Here is an 18,506-nt window from a genome sequence, read left to right as displayed (position 1 = left end):
GGTCGCGGGCTGCCCGACTTTGGTCGTGAAACGGTGTTCTAGACTATGACACACTGTTTCAGTGCGTGAGGCAGATCGACGGACGGCGCTCGGATCGGTGTGGTTGCGGGACGAGCCGGAGCCGACGCGGAACCGGCTGAGCCGAGACGACATCGTCGCGGCGGCGATCCGGGTGCTGGACCGGGATGGGCTGGACGCGTTCTCGATGCGGGCGATGGCGGCCGAGCTGGGTACGGCGGCAACCTCCGCGCTGTACTGGCGGATCGCGACCAAGGACGATCTACTCGAGTTGATCGTCGACGCCGTGCTTGCGGACGCCTTGGTCGAGACCGAGGGCGACTGGCGCGAACAGGTGACCGACGTCCTGACGGCCGCGTACCAGGCGTTGTGGGAACACCCGTGGGCCGCGCGACTCCTCCCGACGCACGCCGGACTCGGACCGAACTACCAGGCCCTCACCGACCGCGTGCAGCACATCCTGGCCGCGGCTGGCTTCAAGGGCACGCACTTGGACTCGGCGGTGTCCGCCGTCATCCACTACCTGATCGGCTCGGCCGTCGCGGACTCGGCGTGGCTCTCGGTGGTACGCCGCAGCGGCCTGAGCGAACCGCGCTGGGCGTCGAAGTCGGCCGACCGGATGGGGGTCGACGCCGGGCATCTCGCGGCGTACCTGAACCGCGAGAGCACCGCCGGCCCGGAGGCTCGGTTCGCCTCCGGGCTGCGGGTGATCCTCGTCGGCCTCCGGCCGCGGCAGATCTTCTAGAGGTCCGCGAACACGGACGCCGGGTTCTCGAACGCGTCGGCGACGAACCGGAGGAACGCCGCCGCGGTGCCGCCGTCGCAGACCCGGTGGTCGAAGACGAGGGACAGCTGGGTCAGTTTGCGAACGGCGATCTCGCCGTCGACCACCCACGGCCGGTCGATGATCCGGCCGACGCCGAGGATCGCGACCTGCGGGTGGTTGATGATCGCCGCGCTGCCGTCCACGCCGAAGCTGCCGTAATTGTTCAGCGTGAACGTCCCGGACGTCAGCTCGTGCTGGGTCAGCCGACCGTCCCGCGCGGACGCGGTCAGCCGGCGGATCTCCGCGTCCAGCCCGCGAGTCGTCAGCGTGTGCGCGTTCCCGACCGCCGGTACGACGAGACCGCGGTCCGTCTGCGCCGCCAGCCCGAGGTTCACCCCGTCGTACTGGACGAGCTCCTCGCGCGCGGTGTCGACGTACCCGTTGAGCTCCGGGTACTTGAGCAGGCCGGCGACCACGAAGCGGGCCATCAACGCGAGTAGACCCGGTCCCGGGTCTGTTGCCGTCCGCAACGATGCGCGGAGCTCGACGAGCGCCGTCGCGTCCACGTCGACCCAAGTCGTCGCCTCGGGGATCTCGGCCCGGCTCCGGGTCAGCGTTGCGACGACCGCCTTGCGGAAACCGCTCATCGGCATACGGCGCAACTCGTGTAGACCGGTCCGATCTTCACGAGCCGGCTGCGCCACAGGCTCTGGTCGGGCACGGAACGCGATCGCATGTTCCACGTCCCGGCGCACGATCAGCCCGTCCGGCCCCGACCCGGTCAACTCGTGTAGATCGATCCCGGCGTCCCGCGCCATCCGCCGTACCAGCGGCGAGATCACCAACGGCACCCGAGCCGGCGGCACGTTCGCCGAGACCGCGGAAACTCCGGAAACCCGTGGCTTCCGACGGCGGCCGGCCCCGGTCGACTCCACCGTCCCGTACCCGACCAGCACGTTCCCCGACCCGGCGCGCTCCTCCTCGCGGTACGCCGACCCCGCCGCATCCTGACGGTGCGTCGACCCGGCCGGATCCTCGCGGTACGCCGACCCCGCCGGATCCCTGACCGTGATCAGCGGCTTCCCGACCGGGACCGTCGTACCGGGCTCACCGTGCAGCTCCTCGATCACCCCGGCGTACGGCGACGGCAACTCGACGATCGACTTGGCCGTCTCGACCTCCGCGATCGGGGTGTCGACGGCCACCACGTCGCCGACCTTCACCAGCCAGCGCACGATCTCCGCCTCGGTGAGGCCTTCGCCGAGGTCGGGAAGGAGAAAGGTGTTCACGAGTCCTCCCACTGCAGGTCGTCGACCGCGTCGAGGATCCGGTCCACGCTCGGCAGCTGGTACTTCTCCAGCTTCGGCGGTGGGAACGGGATGTCGAACGCGGTCACCCGCCGCACCGGCGCGGCCAGCGAGTGGAAGCACTTCTCGGTCACCCGGGCCACGATCTCCGACGACACGCTCGCGAACCCGCTCGCCTCCGCGACCACCACAGCGCGCCCGGTCCGCCGTACCGCCGCGCACACCGTCTCGTCGTCGAACGGCACCACCGACCGCAGGTCCACCACGGTCAGCTGCCGCCCCTCCGCCGCCGCGACCTCGGCCGCCTCCAGCGCGACCGGCACCGCGGGCCCGTACGCGATCAGCGTCGCGTCCGCGCCTTCCCGCCGGACGACGGCCTTGCCGATCGCCGGCTGCGACTCGGCGAGATCGACCTCTTCCTTCGCCCAGTAGAGCTTCTTCGGCTCCATGAACACGACCGGATCCGGAAACTCGATTGCCTTACGCAACAACCCGTAGGCGTCCGAAACGGTCGCCGGCGTCACCACGGTGAGCCCGGGCGTGTGCGCGAAGTAGCTCTCCGACGAGTCGCTATGGTGCTCGACGCCGCCGATCCCGCCGCCGTACGGGATCCGGATCACCATCGGCAGCGTGACCTTCCCGCGGGTCCGGTTGCGCATCTTCGCGACGTGCGAGACGACCTGCTCGAACGCCGGGTACCCGAACGCGTCGAACTGCATCTCGACCACCGGGCGCATCCCGTTCATCGCCATCCCGACCGCCATCCCGACGATGCCGGCCTCGGCCAGCGGCGTGTCGAAGCAGCGGTTCTCGCCGAACTCCGCGGTCAGCCCGTCGGTGATCCGGAACACGCCGCCGAGCGCGCCGACGTCCTCGCCGAACATCACCACGGTCTCGTCGGCGGCCATCGCGTCGCGGAGCGCCTGGTTGAGCGCCTGCGCCATCGAGATCTTCGTGTGCGTCATGGTCAGGCCTCCTCTCGGGCCAGCTCGTCGCGCAGGAACGCGGCCTGCTCGCGCAGCTGCTGCGTCTGCTCGGCGTACAGGTAGGCGAACATCTCGGCCGGCTCCACCTCGGGCTCCGGCATCAGCCCGTCCCGTAGCTGCGCGGCTACTCGTGTAGATCCTTCCTCCGCGCGCTGCTTCACCTCGTCCGTCAACCCGCCGTTCGCCGAGAGATAGCTGACCAGCCGGTCGATCGGGTCGCGGTCGAGCCACGGCGCGACCTCGGCGTCCTCGCGGTACCGGGTCGCGTCGTCGGCGTTCGTGTGCGCCTGGACCCGGTACGTGTGCGCCTCGATCAGCTGCGGCCCTTCGCCGGAACGCGCTTTCTCCACGGCCTTCCCGAGCACCGCGAGCAGCCCGGCCAGATCGTTGCCGTCAGCCCGTTCACCGGGAACGCCATACCCGATTCCCTTGTGGGCAAGGGAAGGCGCGGCACTCTGCCTGGCGAGCGGTACGGAGATCGCGTACTCGTTGTTCTGGACGAAGAACACCACCGGCGCCCGGAACACCGCCGCGAAGTTGAGCGCCTCGTGGAAGTCGCCCTCGCTGGTACCGCCATCGCCGACCAGCGCCATCACGACCGTGTCCTCACCCTTCAGCCGGGCCGCGTGCGCGACACCGACCGCGTGCGGGAGCTGGGTCGCGAGCGGGGTCGACTGCGGCGCGACCTTGTGCTCGTACGGGTCGTAGCCCGAGTGCCAGTCGCCGCGGAGCAGCGTCAGCGTCTCGATCGGGTCGACGCCCCGGCTCATGATCGCGACCGAGTCGCGGTACGTCGGGAACAGCCAGTCGTCCTCGCGGAGCACCATCGTGGCCGCGATCTGGCACGCCTCCTGCCCGTACGACGACGGGTAGACCGCCAGCCGTCCCTGGCGGACCAGCGCACTCGCCTGGTCGTTGAACCGGCGGGCCTTGATCAACTGTGTGTAGCCGTCGACCAGCCGATCCCTCGCGGGCAGCTCGTACGACGGGTTTTCGTGCGGTACGCCGTTCTGGTCGATCAGACAGACGGGTTCCGCGGAGGGGAGCAGTTGCTGCTCCGAGACGGTGGTCATGAACCCTCCAGCGCAGGAGACGGACGGTAGCCATATCGTCGTCCCTCCTGGCCAAGTTGTTCCATAGCTGGAATTATTGAGAGACGTTTGGCCACACCGCGAGCCTTGGAGGTCCTACGAATGTCTGACGAGGTGATGGTCCACCGGGCCGGTCCTGGACAGATTGTCGTCGCCCCGGCGCTCGACGAGGTCGACCGGCTGATCATCGAGGCCCTCGGCCGGGACGGACGGCTGTCGATCCGGGCACTTGCCGACGAGGTGCACATCTCCCGCGCGAACGCGTACGCGCGGGTCGAGCGGCTCACGAACACCGGCGTGATCACCGGTTTCACGGTCACGGTCGACCCGCTCCGGCTCGGCCTCGGCACCTCGGCGTACGTCACGCTGAGTCTCCGGCAGAGCTCGTGGCGGACGCTCCGCAAGCAGCTCCAGGCGATCCCGGAGATCAAGCACATGGCGCTGGTCGGCGGCGACTTCGACGCGATCCTGCTGGTCCGCGCGGCCGACAACGAGGGCCTGCGCCGCCTGGTCCTGGAGAAACTCCAGGCGATCCCCGAGGTGCTCGCGACCCGCACCGCCCTGATCTTCGAGGACGTCGGCACGCTCTAGCAGCCGCACGACCTCCGGCGGATCAGCTCGGTCGGCACAGCCACGGCCTCGACCGACTCCTCGCCCTCGATGAGCCGCCGGACAGCCTCCCGGGCGAGGGCCTCGACCGGCTGCCGTACGACGGTCAGCGGCGGCCAGGTGTACTCGGTTTCCGGCGTACCGTCGAACGCCACCACCGCGACGTCCCCGGGCACGTCCACGCCCGACTCGTGCAGGGCCCGCAGTACGCCGATCGCCTGCAGGTCGGAGCTGGCGAAGATCGCGGTCGGCTCGTGGTGGAGCATGACCTGCCCGGCGCGGTACCCGCCCTCGCGGGAGAACGGGGCCCGGATGACCGGCCCTTCCGGCAACCCCGCGGTCGCCAGCGCCATACGCCAGCCGAGCTCGCGTTCGGGATGGCCGGCGCCGCCGATCACCAGCGCGATCCGCCGGTGGCCGTGCGAGATCAGGTGCTCGACGCCGAGCCGGGCGCCTTCGAGGTACGCCGGGCGCACCGAGCTGACCATCGGCAGCCGACGGTTGACCGCGATCACCGGGACCTCGACGTCCCGCAGGTTCGGGTCCTCGGTCGGCGCCACCAGGACCAGGCCACTGACCTGGCGGGCGAGCAGTTCGGCGATCTTCGCGTTCTCGGTCTCCGGGTCGCCGTCGGCGCTGGTCTGCAGTACGACGTACCCGCGCGCCGCCGCCTCCCGGTCGATCGCCTTCGCGAGCTCCGCGAACAGCGGGTTGCCGCCGTCCGGCGTGATCAGCCCGAACGTCCGCGTGGTGCCCATCCGGAGCGCCCGGGCGGTGGCGTTCGGCCGGTACCCGAGCGCGCGGATCGCCTCCAGCACCCGGTCCCGGGTCTCCGGCGCGACCTTCCGCGGGCCTTCGTTCACGACATAGCTGACTACGGCGGTGCTCACGCCGGCGTACTCCGCGACGTCGTTCCGGGTGACCGGTTCCTTCGGCATGCAGAGATGGTACGACGGTTGACCGGGCCGGAAAGCGGTTGCTAGCGTTGTCGATCTACACGAGTAGAAGGAGCCCGCCGTGCCCAGACGCTACGCAGTCGCCGGAACCGGATCGCGAGCGCAGTCGTACATTCGCGCCATCCTCCAGGAGCACCCCGAGGAGGCCGAGCTCGTCGCGCTGCTCGACCCGAACCCGGGCCGCCTCGCGTTCCACCAGACCAAGCTGACCGAGCTCGGCGGCCCCGAGCTCCCGCGGTACGGCGCCGACGACCTCGAGCGGATGGTCAAGGAGCAGTCCGTCGACCGCGTCGTGGTCACCAGCCCCGACTACACGCACGCCTCGGTGGTGTCGCGGCTGCTGCGGGCCGGTGCGGACGTGATCGTCGAGAAGCCGCTGACCATCGACGCGGACGGCACCCGGCAGATCGTCGACGCGATGAACGAGTCCGGCAAGTCCGTGGTCGTCACGTTCAACTACCGGTACTCGCCGCGGAACAGCGCGCTCCGCCAGGTCATCCAGGACGGCGAGATCGGCCAGGTCACCAGCGTCGAGTTCCAGTGGGTGCTGGACACCCGGCACGGCGCGGACTACTTCCGCCGCTGGCACCGCGAGAAGAAGAACTCCGGCGGTCTGCTGATCCACAAGGCGTCGCACCACTTCGACCTGGTGAACTGGTGGATCGCCTCGCAGCCGACCCGCGTGTTCGCGTCCGGCGGGCTGTCGTTCTACGGCTCCGACAACGCCGCCGCCCGCGGTCTGGGCGAGCGCCCGGCGCGCGGCACGATCGATGGGTCCGCCAACGACCCGTGGCTGCTCGACCTGCGCACCGACGAGACCAACCGGCAGCTGTACTACGAGGCCGAGAAGTACGACGGGTACCTGCGCGACCAGGACGTCTTCGCGCCCGGCATCACGATCGAGGACAACATGTCGGTGATCGCGGAGTACGCGAACGGCGCCCGGCTGAGCTACTCGCTGAACGCACACTCGCCCTGGGAGGGGTACCGCGTCTCGGTGAACGGCACGCTCGGCCGCGCCGAGCTGGAAGTGGTCGAGCGGGCCGCGGTCGTCGACGACCAGATCGACCCGAGCTACCCGTCGGACCGGGTGATCGCGGGCGACGTTCGTACCAACGGCGAGCGGCTCGTGCTGCAGAAGCACTGGGCCACCGCGGTCGAGGTCGAGATCCCGCGCGGCGAGGGCGGCCACGGCGGCGGCGACAAGCTGCTGTACGACGACCTGTTCGTGGGCGCGGGCAACGATCCGCTCGGGCGGGCGGCGGACGTGCACGACGGCGTACGCGCGGTCGCGGTCGGGATCGCCGCGAACCAGTCACTCGCTACCGGTCAGCCTGTCGTCGTCGCCGACCTCGCACTCGGCGGCTGGACCACCGCTTAGTCCCGTCAGGATCTGCTTGACGGTCGCGTCGCGTGAGCTGGTCTCGCCGATGACCGTCTCACGCGGCTCGTCCAGCAGATCCTTCGAGCGGTACCAGGCCGCCACCACAGCGCTCTTGCCGGAGGACGACCAGCTTCGGCTTCACGACCGGAGGTGCTTGCTGACGTCGCCAACCAGGCGGATCTTGACCGTGCGTTCCGTCCAGCGCCAGCCGCCGTCACGGCGTTCGAACCTGTCGCGGTAGCGCCCGGCCGCGATGATCTGCGGCACCTCGCCGGGCAATGCCTGGAGAACGGTGACGTACGAGCGAACCTCCGCCGCGTCGTTGCCGTCGGCCTCGATCGCGATGTTGCTCGTCACGTGCTGCGTCCGCGGCGTACCGTCCGGATAGACGATCAGCGTGTCCCGGAACCACCGCTCGATCTCCGCCCGCCCTTGCAACGGGGCGCCGCTTCCCTGGTACGTCGCGTCCGCCAGCAGCTCCGCCACTCCAGCGAAGTCCCCGTCGTCCACCAACTCGGCATACCGCAGGATCAGATTCTCCAGCTCACGGCTGTCAGTCGGCGTCACGTGTTCGGACTGTACTACTGCTCAACCGGCGTCTCTGGCGGCGCGTTGGCGGCGGAACCAGATCAGGAGGGCGATGCACGGTAGGAGGAGGCCCCCTATGCCCAGTACGAAGAAGTCCCACTCCTGGCCGATCCGTTCGGTCAGCCAGGCGAAGTTCTGACCGAAGAACCCGGTCACGAACGTCAGCGGCAGGAACACCGTGGCCAGGATCGTCAGCTGCTCGATGGTCGCGTTCTGCCGGACGCTGACCTTGGTCTGCTCGACGCCGATCACCGCCATGTTCGCCTCCAGCACCGTGGCGAGCAGGTCGCGTTGCGCGGCGACCTCCTCGTTCACCAGTACGAGGTGGTCGTGGACGTCGCGGAAGTACGGCAGCAGCGCGGTGTCGCGGGCGTCGCGTTCGAGGGTCGCCAGTACGGCGAGGAGCGGGTGTACAGCGCGGTAGAAGTCGGTGACCTCGCGGCGCAGGAAGTAGATCCGCTCCGTCGGGGCGACCGAGCCGGCGAACACCGTCCGCTCGACCTCCTCGATGTCACGCTCCAGCTCCGCGACCACGGGACCGTACCCGTCGACGACCTGGTCCAGGATCGCCCAGAGGACGGAGCTGGTGCCGCACTCCAGGAGTTCGGGGCGCTGCTCGAGCCGGATCCGGGCGCCGTGCAGGTCGCTCGCCACCCCCTGCCGGACGGTGATCACGAACGATGGGCCGACGAACACGCTGACCTCGCCGAAGTCGACCTCCTCGCGGGTGTCGTCGTACCGGGCGGTGCGCAGGATCACCAGCCGGATGTCGCCCTCGTACGGCTCGACCTTGGGCCGGAGGTGGAACGTCTGCGCGTCCTCGACGGCCAGTTCGTGCAGGCCGAAGTTCTCTCTGACCTCGGCGAGTTCGTCCGCGGTGGGTTCGAACATGCCCAGCCAGACGAATCCGCCGGCCCGGCAGCTCGCGGCGGCGTCGGCGACCGACATCGCCTCGACGTGCTGGCGGCGTCCGTCCCGGTAGTAAGCGCAGTCGATGATCATGATGGCCTCCTGTCCTGATCGTCGTCGTTCGATCGGCCGGCGCAACAGGTCCGGGCGGGAAAGCGGGGGTGAACTTCGGTTCCGGTCCAGTTCCTGAGAAGTGCCGGTCGGGTTCCTGGTGCGGGTGCGGCTCGTCGTCGAGGATGAACGCATGGGACTTCCAGTCGTGCTGATGCCAGGACCGATGAACGACGCCGTTGCCGCCGGGCTCGACGGTCACTGCGAGCTGATCCGGCTGTGGGAGCAGCCCGATCCCGACGCCGTACTCGCGGCCCGCCGGGACGAGATCGTTGCCGTCGCCACCGGCGGTACGGCGATCGACGGCCCGTGGCTCGACCGGCTCCCCGCCGTACGGCTGGTGGCCAGCTTCGGCGTCGGGTACGACCGCATCGACGCGGCGGCCGCCGCCGAGCGCGGAGTGATCGTGACGAACACACCGGGCGTCCTGGACGACGAGGTCGCCGACACCGCGCTGGGTCTACTGCTGATGACGGTCCGCGAGCTCGGCCAGGCCGAGCGATACCTGCGCGCCGGCGAGTGGGCGGGCGGTGCGCCGTACCCGTTGACCCGCGCAACCATGCATGGCCGCCGGATGGGCATCCTCGGCCTCGGCCGGATCGGCCAGGCGATCGCCGACCGCGTCCAGCCGTTCGGCATCTCGGTCGCGTACCACAACCGCAACCCGAAGCCGGTCGACTACAAGTACTATCCGTCGCTCGTCGACATGGCCGCCGACGTCGACACCCTGATGATCGTCATCCCCGGCGGCCCCACCACCCGCCACCTCGTCGACGCCGAGGTCCTGAAGGCGCTAGGCCCGGACGGCATCCTCATCAACGTGGCCCGCGGCACAGTCGTCGACGAACAGGCCCTGGTCGACGCCCTCCGCACCAACACCATCCAAGCCGCCGGCCTCGACGTCTTCGAACACGAGCCGAAAGTCCACCCCGACCTCCTCACCCTCCCGAACGCCGTCCTCCTCCCCCACGTAGGCTCCGCCACCCAACCGACCCGCACCGCCATGGCCAACCTGGTAGTCCAAAACCTCACCCACTACCTGACCAAAGGCACCCCACTCACCCCCGTCCCCGAATCCACCCACCTGGTCGAATAGTCAGTCCCATTGGATGTAGTCCGGCTCGGGGTCGACCACGAAGCGAACCGCGTCGACGGTCCTGGCGCCGCCCAGCCATGCCTTCGCGATCCGATGCCCGCCGTCCATCAACCGCCCGTCCGCCGACAGGATCACCGGATACCGCAGGTCCGCCTTCTGAATCCGCTCAGCATGCCGAGCCACCATCCGGCAAGTCACCGCCCGTCCCCCGAACCAGCAGTCCTCATCGAACTCCCGAATACTCTCAATCTCCACCACCTCCGAAGGAAGCCCCGCCACCAACCCCCAAAGCCGCTCAGTCAAATAGACCGCCCGCCCACCGGGCACCGCACGTGTGTGTCGTTCAACCATCCGCCCATCATCAACCGCTGAACGCTCGGCCTGCGACGGGTTTGCATCAGCTGCGCCGGAAGGCTCTGTCGCGCACCGCCACAGAACCCATGCTCCGAACGTCGCTGAATGCCAAATACGGATTCGCTTGAGGCCGGACCTGGGGTGGTCGCTGAGATAGCTTGGCTGGTGTGAGTTATGACCTGTATTTCTGGGTGTCCGGAGTCGCCGAGGATCCTCAGGGTCTGGCCAATCGGCTGGCGGATGAAGACGCCGATGGGCTGGAGCCGGACGAGCGGGTCTTGGCGTTTCGGGGCGAGCTGCTGCGGCGGTGGCCGGAGCTCGCGGACAGGATCGCTCCGTGGCATGAGGATCTCGAGTGGCGGAAGCCATGGGGGCGTACAGATCTTGCCGATCGGTTCGTCGGCGTGACGTTGGCGTACGGCTGGGAAGCGACCAGCGCGCTGCCCGCGCTGGCAGGTGCGTACGGGATCGATACGTACGACCCGCAGACCGGACGGCTTGCCCGTGCACGGACCAGAGAACCGCTCGACGAGGCCGCACACGTCGAGGGCCGCGTGAGCGAGGACCACGTCGTGCAGGTGCTGCGAAGGATCAGTTCGTTGATCGCGTACGCATACGACGAGCTGGACGAGTCCGCGCTGACGGGTGCGTTGGACGGCACAAGAGGCGACGGCGACTGGTTCGAATATCCGCTGGCGGGGACACCCACACTGACGATTCAGCTCGCGCAACGGGCGGGCGGCGGGCCGGTCACCCTCCGCGTCGACGGCGAGATGGATCTGGTCCTGGCGACTCGGATCAAGGAGTTACTGGAGTAAAAATGCCCGGCTGGGAAAGTTTGCGTTTAGATCTGCTCCGGTATGGCCAAGAGTCGCCGCACCCGTTTGTCGTGTACCCGAGCCCACACACAGAGCGGCGGCACGAGCGGCAGTTTTGGATTCAGCTTGCGGCGTGGGCGACCGGTATTGCGGAGGAGCTTCATGCGAAGTACGGCGACCTTGTGGACTTGCAGGTCGGTGCTCTGGGCTTCCCGGGGAAGGAGTTGCGGGTCAGTGAGCACGCGTTCCAGTTGCCGGGGGAACCTGCCGACGTCGTCGGGCTCGCTGTGGAGCCTCTGTCGCCGTTGACGATTCGGTCCGGGTACTTCGCCAAGCTGGACGTGCTGGTGACGAACCGGGCCAACCACAACCAGACGCTCGTCAACACTCGCAACCTGCACACTGCGGTGATCGACGGCGCCGGCGCGGTAGTGGGCCTCTACGTCGGCCCGATCAACGCGCAGCGGACCGAGCTCTCCATCGACCCCGAGCAAACCCATGCTCTACCAGCTCTCGTTGGCACAGCCTCGCTCGTTCCCGCCCTCGGGTACGCCGTCCCGCCCGGTCAGTGGTCTCTCGTCGTCTCCCTCATCACGCTCACTGGGTACTACCTGTCGGCCCCGCTTGAGCTGACGGTCACCGGGTGAGGAGGTTTTCCTTGGTGAGGTGGGAGAGTTTGGCGGGGTTGCGGACGGCGTAGAGGCCGGTGATTCGGCCGTTTTCCAGGTGGAGGACGGTGACGGTGTCGACCTCGTCGGTGAAGCGGAGGAGGAGCGCCGGTCGGCCGTTGATCTGGGTGATTTCGAAGGTGGCTTCGGTGAGGTTCTCGACGGCCAGGGCGAGGAGGCGGGCGACCTTCTCGGCGCCGACGACCGGGCGTGGGAGGGCCTGGACGACGCCGCCGCCGTCGCCGAGGAAGACGACGTCGGGGGCGAGGATGTCGACGAGGCCCTGGATGTCGCCGGTGGTGACAGCGCGCTGGAAGGCTTCCAGGGCGTCGCGGGTCTCGTCGGCGGAGACGGCGCCGCGCGGGCGGCGGGCGGCCACGTGCGAGCGGGCGCGATGGGCGATCTGGCGGACGGCGTCCGGCTTCTTGTCGACGGCCTGGGCGATCTCGTCGTACTCGAGGCCGAAGACCTCGCGGAGCACGAACACGGCGCGTTCGGTGGGTTTCAAGGTTTCGAGGACGAGCAGCATCGCCATCGAGACGCTGTCGGCGAGTTCGACGTCGTCGGCGACGTCCGGTGCGGTGAGGAGCGGTTCGGGCAGCCACGGTCCGACGTACGACTCGCGCCGGCGGCCGAGGGTGCGGAGCCGCTGGAGCGCCTGCCGGCTGGCGATCCGGACCAGGTACGCGCGCTGGTCCAGCACGGTGTCGAGGTCGACGCCGACCCAGCGCAGCCAGGTCTCCTGCAGGACGTCCTCGGCGTCCGCGGCCGAGCCGAGCAGCTCGTACGCGACCGTGAACAGGAGGTTGCGATGGGCAACGAAGACCTCGGTGGCTCGATCGGTACCGGTCATGCGGCAGCTCCCTCAGTACGCGTGTGTCGCCCACCAGATGCCGGCCGCGCCGTTCCTGTGACATCCGGGCGCGTATGGCGCTCGTCACGTCACACAGGCCGCCCCGAGAGCATCTCGTGTTCGTCCAGTACATCCCACGAGTGAGGACGACACGATGGAACCCCGGATCGACCTGATGCAGAACGCGTTCGGCGCCAAGCTGGCCAAGCGGCTGTACGCCGTGCACACGCTGGTCCAGCCCACCCTGCCGCATTCGCTCCAGAACCTGGTGATGCTGCGCGCGAGCCAGATCAACGGCTGCGGGAACTGTATCGACATCCATTCGAAGGAGGCCGCCGCCGAGGGCGAGACCGCGACCCGGCTGAACCTGGTGGCCGGCTGGCGGCACTCGACGGTGTTCACCGACGAGGAGCAGGCCGCGCTCGCCCTCACCGAGGAGGCGACCCGGCTGGCCGACGCGTCGACGGGCGTGTCCGACGAGACGTGGGTACGCGCCGCGAAGTACTACGACGAGGACCAGCTGATCGCGCTGGTGACGCTGATCGCGATGATCAACGCCACCAACCGGATGGCGGTCACCCTCAACCAGCTCGGCGGCTCGTACGAGCCCGGCCTGATGGCCGCCGTCGTCAGCTGAGGTCCAGGCTGCGCCCGGCCTGCCAGGCGTACTCCCACGTCTGGTCAGGCTTGCGGGAAGGACCTTCCCGGGGACATTGGATTTCCCCGGGAAGGTACGTCGTCAGCCCGCGATGTTGACCATCCAGTTGATGCCGAACTTGTCGGTGACCATGCCGAACTCGTCGCCCCACATCTGCTTCTCCAGCGGCACCGTGACCTTGCCGCCGTCGGACAGCTTCGCGTAGTAGCCGCGCAGTTCTTCACCGTCGCCGCTGAGGCTGATCGCAATGTTCTCGCCCGGGTTGTACGGCATGCCCTGCGGCGTGTCGGCCGCCATCAGCGTGAACCCGCTCGGCGTCTCGAGCTGGCTGTGCATCAGCAGCTCATCGTCCTCGGGGCCGTGGCCGGAGCCGAACTCCTTGAAGGTGTTCGACGACACCTCGCCGCCGAAGACGCCCTGGTAGAACTCCATCGCGGCACGTGCTTCGTTCTGGAACTGGATGTACGGATTGAGCCGGGATGCCATCTGATCGTCCTTCCCCCAACCTGGCCGGGCCTTCTGGTCCGGCGCCCATGTTTCGCACAGTAGACCCGGCCGCCGACAGTCCGCGAGACCCAGTGAGCGGCCAACTGGTTAAGGTCTGCGCATGAAATTGAGACACATCACGATCGATGCGGCGAACCCCTACGAGCTGGCGCGGTTCTGGAGTACCGTGACCGGCTGGCCGCTGGGCGACGGTGACGAACCGGGCGACGACGAGGTGCTGGTGGTGGCGCCGGACCCGGTGCCCGGGCTGCTGTTCATCGCCGTACCGGAAGGCAAGACCGTCAAGAACCGCGTGCACCTCGACTGGGGCCCGACCGAGCGGACGCGGGACGCGGAGGTCGAGCGGATCGCCGGGCTGGGCGGGACGATCCACGAGGACCACCGGCGCCCGGACGGGCGCGGCTGGGTGACGATGAAGGACCCCGAGGGCAACGAGTTCTGCGTCGAGCGCAGCCAGGCGGAGGTTGCCGGCTGACTCTCAGGTTCAGCGGATCTCCGTGGCCTGGGACCACCGGACCTGCCAGCCGGCGTCCGTACGGCGGTAGCAGTCGAGGTGCCACGCGCTGAGCGGGCCCGGCTCGCGACCGTTCACGCCGATCTCGATCGCCGATCGGTACCGCAGTACGGCGACCGCGCCGTCCATCAGCACGTCGATCTCGCTCACGGGTTCGAACCGGCGGTAGTTGATCTCGCCGGACTCGATCCCGCCGAGGTACTCCGCCTTCGTCCACACCAGGCCGCTGGGCGTGACGATCGTGAAGTCCGGCGCGTGCAGGGCGGCAGCTTCCGGGATGCGGCGGGCGACCAGGTGGGCGAGGCGGGTGCGCTCCAGGGCGCGGAGATCGGTGGATTCCGGCATGGCCGAAAACCTATCCAGGATTTGGGGCGTCAGGGATATTGGGGGCAGGAAGGGAACCGGGGGGGTTCGCTTCCGACACATTGGGGGTAGGCAGGCATGCAGCGGATCCGGGGGTCATCGCGTCATGTCAATATGCGGGCAGAACGAAGGGCGGGAAGCGTGCAGCAGGGCGGGACGACGGAGGTGTCGGCGGTCCGGGCGTTCTTCGGATCGCTGCTCGCGATGGTCGTCACCTTGCTGGTCATCGCGGGGCTCGGCGGCCTGTTCGTCGTCCTCGAACCGCGGACGACGAGCTCCGACGAGCTGGTCGGCGGGACGTCGTACAGCGTGCCGACGCAAGGCCCCGGCCTGTACGGTTCCGGGACGCTCGGGCCCTGGCAGGGCCTCCTGCACCGGATCTCGTCCGAGGACCAGATCCGCGACGTGCTGGCGTTCGACGGCGTCTTCATGTTCGGGGACAGCATCGCCGTCCAGGACGGTTCCGCACTCGAGCGGCTGCTGGCGGATCGCAGCGGTGACCCGATCGCGGTGCACGACTGGTCCGGGCAGCCGGCGTCCGCGGCGGTCGACGCGCTCGAGGACTGGTCGCGCAGCTACGGTCTGCCGAACCGGATCGTGATGGCCGTCGGTACGAACGACATCTTCGACCCGCCCGCGTTCACCGAGCAGGTCGAGCGCGCGCTGCGGATCGCCGGACCGGACCGAACGGTCTACTGGGTGAACGTGTACGCGAGCCGCACCAAGCAGCCGGCCGCCATCCGGGACGCCGACCTCGCGAACAGCACCTGGATCAACCAGCAACTGCAGCAGGCCGCCCTCCTGCACCCGAACCTGCGGATCGTCGAGTGGTCCGAGTTCCTCAACGCGCAGCCGGACGGCCCCACCCAGTACCTGCGCGACGGCGTCCACACCAGCGAACCGGCCGGCAGCTCCGCCCGCAACACACTGATCGCGGACGCGCTCACGAGCCACTAGGCCAACCCGCGGCCGGGTCTACGCGTGTAACTCGTACGACGTTCGTCCGTGGGAGTTCATGCATGCTCATCAAACGTTGGTCGGTCTCGGCCGCCATCATCGTCGTACTGACGGCCACCTTGCTCGCCTTGCTGCACTTCGAGACGCCGGACGCACACGCGAAGCCCGTCGCCGACACCGGCAGTTACGGATCCGGTGCGCTCGGTTCGTACCAGAACAACGACCGGGTGATCGCGAGCGGCGCGGAGGTCCGGCACGTGGTCGCGTCGGACGGCATCGTGCTGTTCGGCGACAGCATCGCGGTGCAGGACGGCGCGGCACTCGGCCGGCTCCTCGAGCAACAGTTGGGTACGTCGTTCGCGCAGTACAGCTGGGCTGGTCAGCCGACGTCCGCGGCTGTCGACGAAATGGCGGCCTGGGCGAAGGCGTACGGGCTGCCGCGGCGGATCGTGATGGCGGTCGGGTCCAACGACATCTTCGACCCGGCCGCGTTCGGCGCCCAGGTCGAGCGCGCGCTGCGGCTCGCCGGGCCGAAGCGGACCGTGTACTGGGTCGACGTCCAGGTCGCCCGGACCGGCAAACCGGAGGCGGTCCAGGTCGCTGATCAGCGGAACAGCGAGTGGATCGACCTGCAGCTGGAGCAGGTGCAGCTGCAGCTGCAGCTGCAGCACCCGAACCTGCGGGTCGTGCACTGGGCCGAGTTCCTCGCGGCGCATCCCGAGCGGCTGCACACCGACCTTCGCGACGGCCGGCACACCACCGTGCCCGCCGGGCAGGATGCGCGGAACGCCCTGATTCTGCAGGCGATCCGGCACGGTTGAGCTGCCCGAACGGGCATCCGAACCGGAGCGTCCGATCCGAGGCAACTTTTCTCGGTGATCGCGACATCTATTGGGTAGAAGAACCGATCTGACCCGGGGGGATCCGACCGCGGCGTGCTGACGGCTTGATGCCATCAGCAACCTTTCGCGCCGCACGGTCAGAACGACCAGCACATCGCGCTTGCTTTCGGGCACCGCTCTGTCCGAATTCAGGTATAGGCCAGAACCGGCAGGTCCGGAGGAGGGGGACATGATGCCCGCGAGACAGCTGCGTACCAGAACGACTCTGCGACTCACGATCGCGCTGCTCGCGAGCGCCGCCGTACTGGCCGTTGTGCTGGTCGCGCCGTGGGGCGGGACCAAGCCGGAGGCGGCGCCGGACCCGACCATGGGCCAGACCCCCGAACCGCCGGCCCCGCCGCCGGCGACGCCGGTCCGGCGCGACGTCTACACGTGTCCGGCGTACAGCGGGATCGATCGGACCAACCCGCTCGCGAACCTGTACAAGGACACCTTCACCTGGGGTACGACGCCGCCGACCAAGGTCGGTGACGGCCGGGGCAACATCAACTGGCGGCTGAACCCGGACAAGAACCCCAGCTGGTACATGTGGCTGCACTCGCTTCGTTGGCTCGGCCAAGGAATCGCAGCCGGCGGGCGCGGCGACAAGGCGGCACTGCAGCGGGTCAGCACGATCGCCCGCGACTGGGTGAACGACAACCCACACTCGTGGAAGTCCGACGTCGGCGCCTACGAGTCGACGATGCACCGCACCAACGTGCTGATCTGCTTGCGGCAGGCGGTGCTGTCGGGGTTGCACGTCGGGCAGTTGCCGCTCACGTACGCCTGGCTCGACAAGGCACTGCTCGACCACGCGTGGTTCCTGCGGAAGAACTACAGCGGCGACTGGAACCACGGCACCGACGAGAGCATTGCGCTGTTCGGGATCGGCTGCACGTTGCTGCGGCCCGATCTGAAGAAGATCGCGGCCGACCGGCTGACCAGTGCGATCAAGACCTCGATCGACACCCAGGGGTCGACCAACGAACAGTCGACCGGGTACGCCCAGTTCAACTACGCCCTGTGGGGCCGCGCGATCGACGTACTCGGCAAGTGCGGTGTGGACCCGGGGACGACGATCATGGCCCGCCGGCGGGAGCTCGCGAAGTGGCTCGCGCTGGCGACGAACTCGCTCGGCAACCTGCCGCAGCTCGGCGACTCCGAGGTGATCAGGACCGTCCCGGTGCAGGGCACGGTGCTCGAATACGCCGGTACGCTCGGCGCGCGCGGGATCCGTCCGACGCAGCGGATCGGGATCTTCGACGCCGGGTACATCTTCGGGCGGACCGGGTGGGGCGAGACGCGGGCGTTCACGCAGGAGTCGACGTACAGCATCCGGTTCGGCCCGTCGCAGAAACTGCACGGGCACAACGACCACACCTCGGTCACGTACACCTCGCGCGGGCGGGACATCCTGATCGACGGCGGCCACGCCGGGTACAAGGCGGACGACTGGCGGTTCTGGGCGAAGGGCCAGTTCGCGCACAACGAGTTGACCGTGAGGTCGGCGACCGGGCATCCGGAGACCAAGCTGGTGCGGTCGTCGCTGCAGCCGACGTCGGAGTTCTACGAGCTGCACGACTCGCCAGGCGCGGGCGTCGACCGGACCCGGGACGTGCTGGTGCTGAAGGACCCGGACCTGATGGTGGTGCTGGATCGCGGTACGTCGGACGCGGAGCAGGAGTACTCCGCGCTGTGGCATCTGCCGGCGGATCAGAAGGTGGTTGTCAGCGGCAAGGACCGGGTGGTGGCGGCGCGGCCCGGGGATCGGGTGAAGACGACGTTGCTGCAGATCCCGTACCGGCAGCAGACGACGGCGATCGAGGTCGCCAGCGGGGAGCAGGGGCCGATCCAGGGGTGGCACTACCAGACCATCGACAAACGGCTGCCGGCGCCGGTGGTCAAGTTCAACCGGTCCGGGAAGAACGCGACCGTGCTGTCGGTGATCGCGCCGACGCGCAGCAACGCGAAGGTTTCGTACACGACCACGTGGCGGGGCGACCGGATGCTGCTGAACCTGACCGTGGACGGGACGACGACGGTGATCGGCGTCGGGCCGGACGGGACGCTGCAGCGGGTCAAGTAGTTGCAGCAGTGCGGTGGCGATCCGTT

21 protein-coding genes are annotated in these 18,506 nt (G+C 68.7%); 11 read left to right on the top strand and 10 right to left on the bottom strand.

The genetic code is table 11. The annotated features are described in order from the left end of the window. Nucleotides 1-61: 61 nt before the first annotated feature. Nucleotides 62-763, top strand: coding sequence for a TetR/AcrR family transcriptional regulator (locus ACFV9C_RS17980; protein WP_380194907.1), 702 nt, complete (start codon nucleotides 62-64; stop codon nucleotides 761-763). Here ACFV9C_RS17980 and ACFV9C_RS17975 read toward each other — a convergent pair. Genes ACFV9C_RS17975 through ACFV9C_RS17965 form a run of 3 tightly spaced genes read right to left on the bottom strand, consistent with a single transcriptional unit; the run spans nucleotide 760 to nucleotide 4,150 of the window. Beyond that, the gene (locus tag ACFV9C_RS17975) at nucleotides 760-2,073 is read right to left on the bottom strand and encodes a dihydrolipoamide acetyltransferase family protein (protein WP_380194904.1); all 1,314 of its coding nucleotides are present in this window, start codon (nucleotides 2,071-2,073) and stop codon (nucleotides 760-762) included. The two genes, ACFV9C_RS17980 and ACFV9C_RS17975, sit on opposite strands and share 4 nt — an antisense overlap. Next, nucleotides 2,070-3,056, bottom strand: coding sequence for an alpha-ketoacid dehydrogenase subunit beta (locus ACFV9C_RS17970; RefSeq protein WP_380194903.1), 987 nt, complete (start codon nucleotides 3,054-3,056; stop codon nucleotides 2,070-2,072). Before ACFV9C_RS17970 ends, ACFV9C_RS17975 begins: the two co-directional genes overlap by 4 nt. 2 nt (nucleotides 3,057-3,058) lie before the next feature. Beyond that, on the bottom strand, nucleotides 3,059-4,150 hold the full coding sequence (locus ACFV9C_RS17965) for a thiamine pyrophosphate-dependent dehydrogenase E1 component subunit alpha (RefSeq protein ID WP_380194901.1): 1,092 nt from the start codon (nucleotides 4,148-4,150) through the stop codon (nucleotides 3,059-3,061). A 120-nt stretch (nucleotides 4,151-4,270) separates the two neighbouring features. Between ACFV9C_RS17965 and ACFV9C_RS17960 the strand changes: the two genes are divergently transcribed. Continuing rightward, nucleotides 4,271-4,759, top strand: a complete 489-nt coding sequence (locus tag ACFV9C_RS17960) for an Lrp/AsnC family transcriptional regulator (protein ID WP_380194899.1) — start codon at nucleotides 4,271-4,273, stop codon at nucleotides 4,757-4,759. On the opposite strand, the gene ACFV9C_RS17955 is transcribed toward ACFV9C_RS17960, so the two are convergent. Then, nucleotides 4,756-5,715 (bottom strand): LacI family DNA-binding transcriptional regulator, encoded by a 960-nt coding sequence (locus tag ACFV9C_RS17955; protein WP_380194898.1) that lies wholly within the window; start codon nucleotides 5,713-5,715, stop codon nucleotides 4,756-4,758. The genes ACFV9C_RS17960 and ACFV9C_RS17955 overlap by 4 nt on opposite strands. Before the next feature lie 79 nt (nucleotides 5,716-5,794). Between ACFV9C_RS17955 and ACFV9C_RS17950 the strand changes: the two genes are divergently transcribed. Next, nucleotides 5,795-7,114 (top strand): Gfo/Idh/MocA family protein, encoded by a 1,320-nt coding sequence (locus ACFV9C_RS17950; RefSeq protein ID WP_380194896.1) that lies wholly within the window; start codon nucleotides 5,795-5,797, stop codon nucleotides 7,112-7,114. Between the two features lie 141 nt (nucleotides 7,115-7,255). Here ACFV9C_RS17950 and ACFV9C_RS17945 read toward each other — a convergent pair whose 3' ends face one another. Both ACFV9C_RS17945 and ACFV9C_RS17940 read right to left on the bottom strand, forming a co-directional pair. Next, a complete protein-coding gene (locus tag ACFV9C_RS17945) occupies nucleotides 7,256-7,684 on the bottom strand; it encodes a nuclear transport factor 2 family protein (protein WP_380194894.1) in 429 nt (142 codons plus the stop codon). A 21-nt stretch (nucleotides 7,685-7,705) separates the two neighbouring features. After that, complete coding sequence (locus ACFV9C_RS17940) at nucleotides 7,706-8,707, bottom strand: magnesium and cobalt transport protein CorA (protein ID WP_380194892.1); 1,002 nt, start codon at nucleotides 8,705-8,707, stop codon at nucleotides 7,706-7,708. Nucleotides 8,708-8,858: 151 nt separating this feature from the next. Here ACFV9C_RS17940 and ACFV9C_RS17935 point away from each other — a divergent pair, with 151 nt between their 5' ends. Continuing rightward, on the top strand, nucleotides 8,859-9,821 hold the full coding sequence (locus ACFV9C_RS17935; protein ID WP_380194890.1) for a 2-hydroxyacid dehydrogenase: 963 nt from the start codon (nucleotides 8,859-8,861) through the stop codon (nucleotides 9,819-9,821). On the opposite strand, the gene ACFV9C_RS17930 is transcribed toward ACFV9C_RS17935, so the two are convergent. Beyond that, nucleotides 9,822-10,007, bottom strand: a complete 186-nt coding sequence (locus ACFV9C_RS17930; RefSeq protein ID WP_380194888.1) for a hypothetical protein — start codon at nucleotides 10,005-10,007, stop codon at nucleotides 9,822-9,824. A 335-nt stretch (nucleotides 10,008-10,342) separates the two neighbouring features. On the opposite strand from ACFV9C_RS17930, the gene ACFV9C_RS17925 reads away from it, so the two are divergent. Together ACFV9C_RS17925 and ACFV9C_RS17920 are read left to right on the top strand one after the other, a co-directional pair. Next, nucleotides 10,343-10,993: a hypothetical protein gene (locus ACFV9C_RS17925; RefSeq protein WP_380194886.1), complete on the top strand. Its 651-nt coding sequence runs from the start codon at nucleotides 10,343-10,345 to the stop codon at nucleotides 10,991-10,993. Nucleotides 10,994-11,175: 182 nt separating this feature from the next. Then, nucleotides 11,176-11,640 carry a hypothetical protein gene (locus ACFV9C_RS17920; RefSeq protein WP_380194884.1) on the top strand — a complete coding sequence of 155 codons (465 nt, stop codon included), beginning with the start codon at nucleotides 11,176-11,178 and terminating at the stop codon, nucleotides 11,638-11,640. Here ACFV9C_RS17920 and ACFV9C_RS17915 read toward each other — a convergent pair. Beyond that, nucleotides 11,630-12,514 carry an RNA polymerase sigma-70 factor gene (locus ACFV9C_RS17915; protein WP_380194882.1) on the bottom strand — a complete coding sequence of 295 codons (885 nt, stop codon included), beginning with the start codon at nucleotides 12,512-12,514 and terminating at the stop codon, nucleotides 11,630-11,632. The genes ACFV9C_RS17920 and ACFV9C_RS17915 overlap by 11 nt on opposite strands. A gap of 154 nt (nucleotides 12,515-12,668) precedes the next feature. Here ACFV9C_RS17915 and ACFV9C_RS17910 point away from each other — a divergent pair, with 154 nt between their 5' ends. Further along, entirely contained in the window at nucleotides 12,669-13,151 is a 483-nt protein-coding gene (locus ACFV9C_RS17910) for a carboxymuconolactone decarboxylase family protein (protein ID WP_380194881.1), read from the top strand. Between the two features lie 102 nt (nucleotides 13,152-13,253). On the opposite strand, the gene ACFV9C_RS17905 is transcribed toward ACFV9C_RS17910, so the two are convergent. After that, nucleotides 13,254-13,658, bottom strand: coding sequence for a VOC family protein (locus ACFV9C_RS17905; protein ID WP_380194880.1), 405 nt, complete (start codon nucleotides 13,656-13,658; stop codon nucleotides 13,254-13,256). Between the two features lie 121 nt (nucleotides 13,659-13,779). Between ACFV9C_RS17905 and ACFV9C_RS17900 the strand changes: the two genes are divergently transcribed. Further along, complete coding sequence (locus ACFV9C_RS17900) at nucleotides 13,780-14,154, top strand: VOC family protein (protein ID WP_380194878.1); 375 nt, start codon at nucleotides 13,780-13,782, stop codon at nucleotides 14,152-14,154. A 9-nt stretch (nucleotides 14,155-14,163) separates the two neighbouring features. On the opposite strand, the gene ACFV9C_RS17895 is transcribed toward ACFV9C_RS17900, so the two are convergent. Continuing rightward, complete coding sequence (locus ACFV9C_RS17895; protein WP_380194877.1) at nucleotides 14,164-14,538, bottom strand: nuclear transport factor 2 family protein; 375 nt, start codon at nucleotides 14,536-14,538, stop codon at nucleotides 14,164-14,166. A 159-nt stretch (nucleotides 14,539-14,697) separates the two neighbouring features. Here ACFV9C_RS17895 and ACFV9C_RS17890 point away from each other — a divergent pair, with 159 nt between their 5' ends. From ACFV9C_RS17890 to ACFV9C_RS17880, 3 genes are all read left to right on the top strand, one after another. After that, complete coding sequence (locus tag ACFV9C_RS17890) at nucleotides 14,698-15,513, top strand: hypothetical protein (protein WP_380194875.1); 816 nt, start codon at nucleotides 14,698-14,700, stop codon at nucleotides 15,511-15,513. 62 nt (nucleotides 15,514-15,575) lie between these two features. Further along, entirely contained in the window at nucleotides 15,576-16,334 is a 759-nt protein-coding gene (locus ACFV9C_RS17885) for a hypothetical protein (protein WP_380194873.1), read from the top strand. Between the two features lie 250 nt (nucleotides 16,335-16,584). Continuing rightward, on the top strand, nucleotides 16,585-18,480 hold the full coding sequence (locus ACFV9C_RS17880) for a heparinase II/III family protein (RefSeq protein ID WP_380194871.1): 1,896 nt from the start codon (nucleotides 16,585-16,587) through the stop codon (nucleotides 18,478-18,480). Nucleotides 18,481-18,506 lie beyond the last annotated feature (26 nt).

This window comes from Kribbella sp. NPDC059898, from assembly GCF_042730855.1.
Classification (GTDB): Bacteria; Actinomycetota; Actinomycetes; order Propionibacteriales; family Kribbellaceae; genus Kribbella.
Note: the sequence above shows the minus strand (reverse complement) of the source record. Positions and strands in the feature narration are given on the sequence as shown.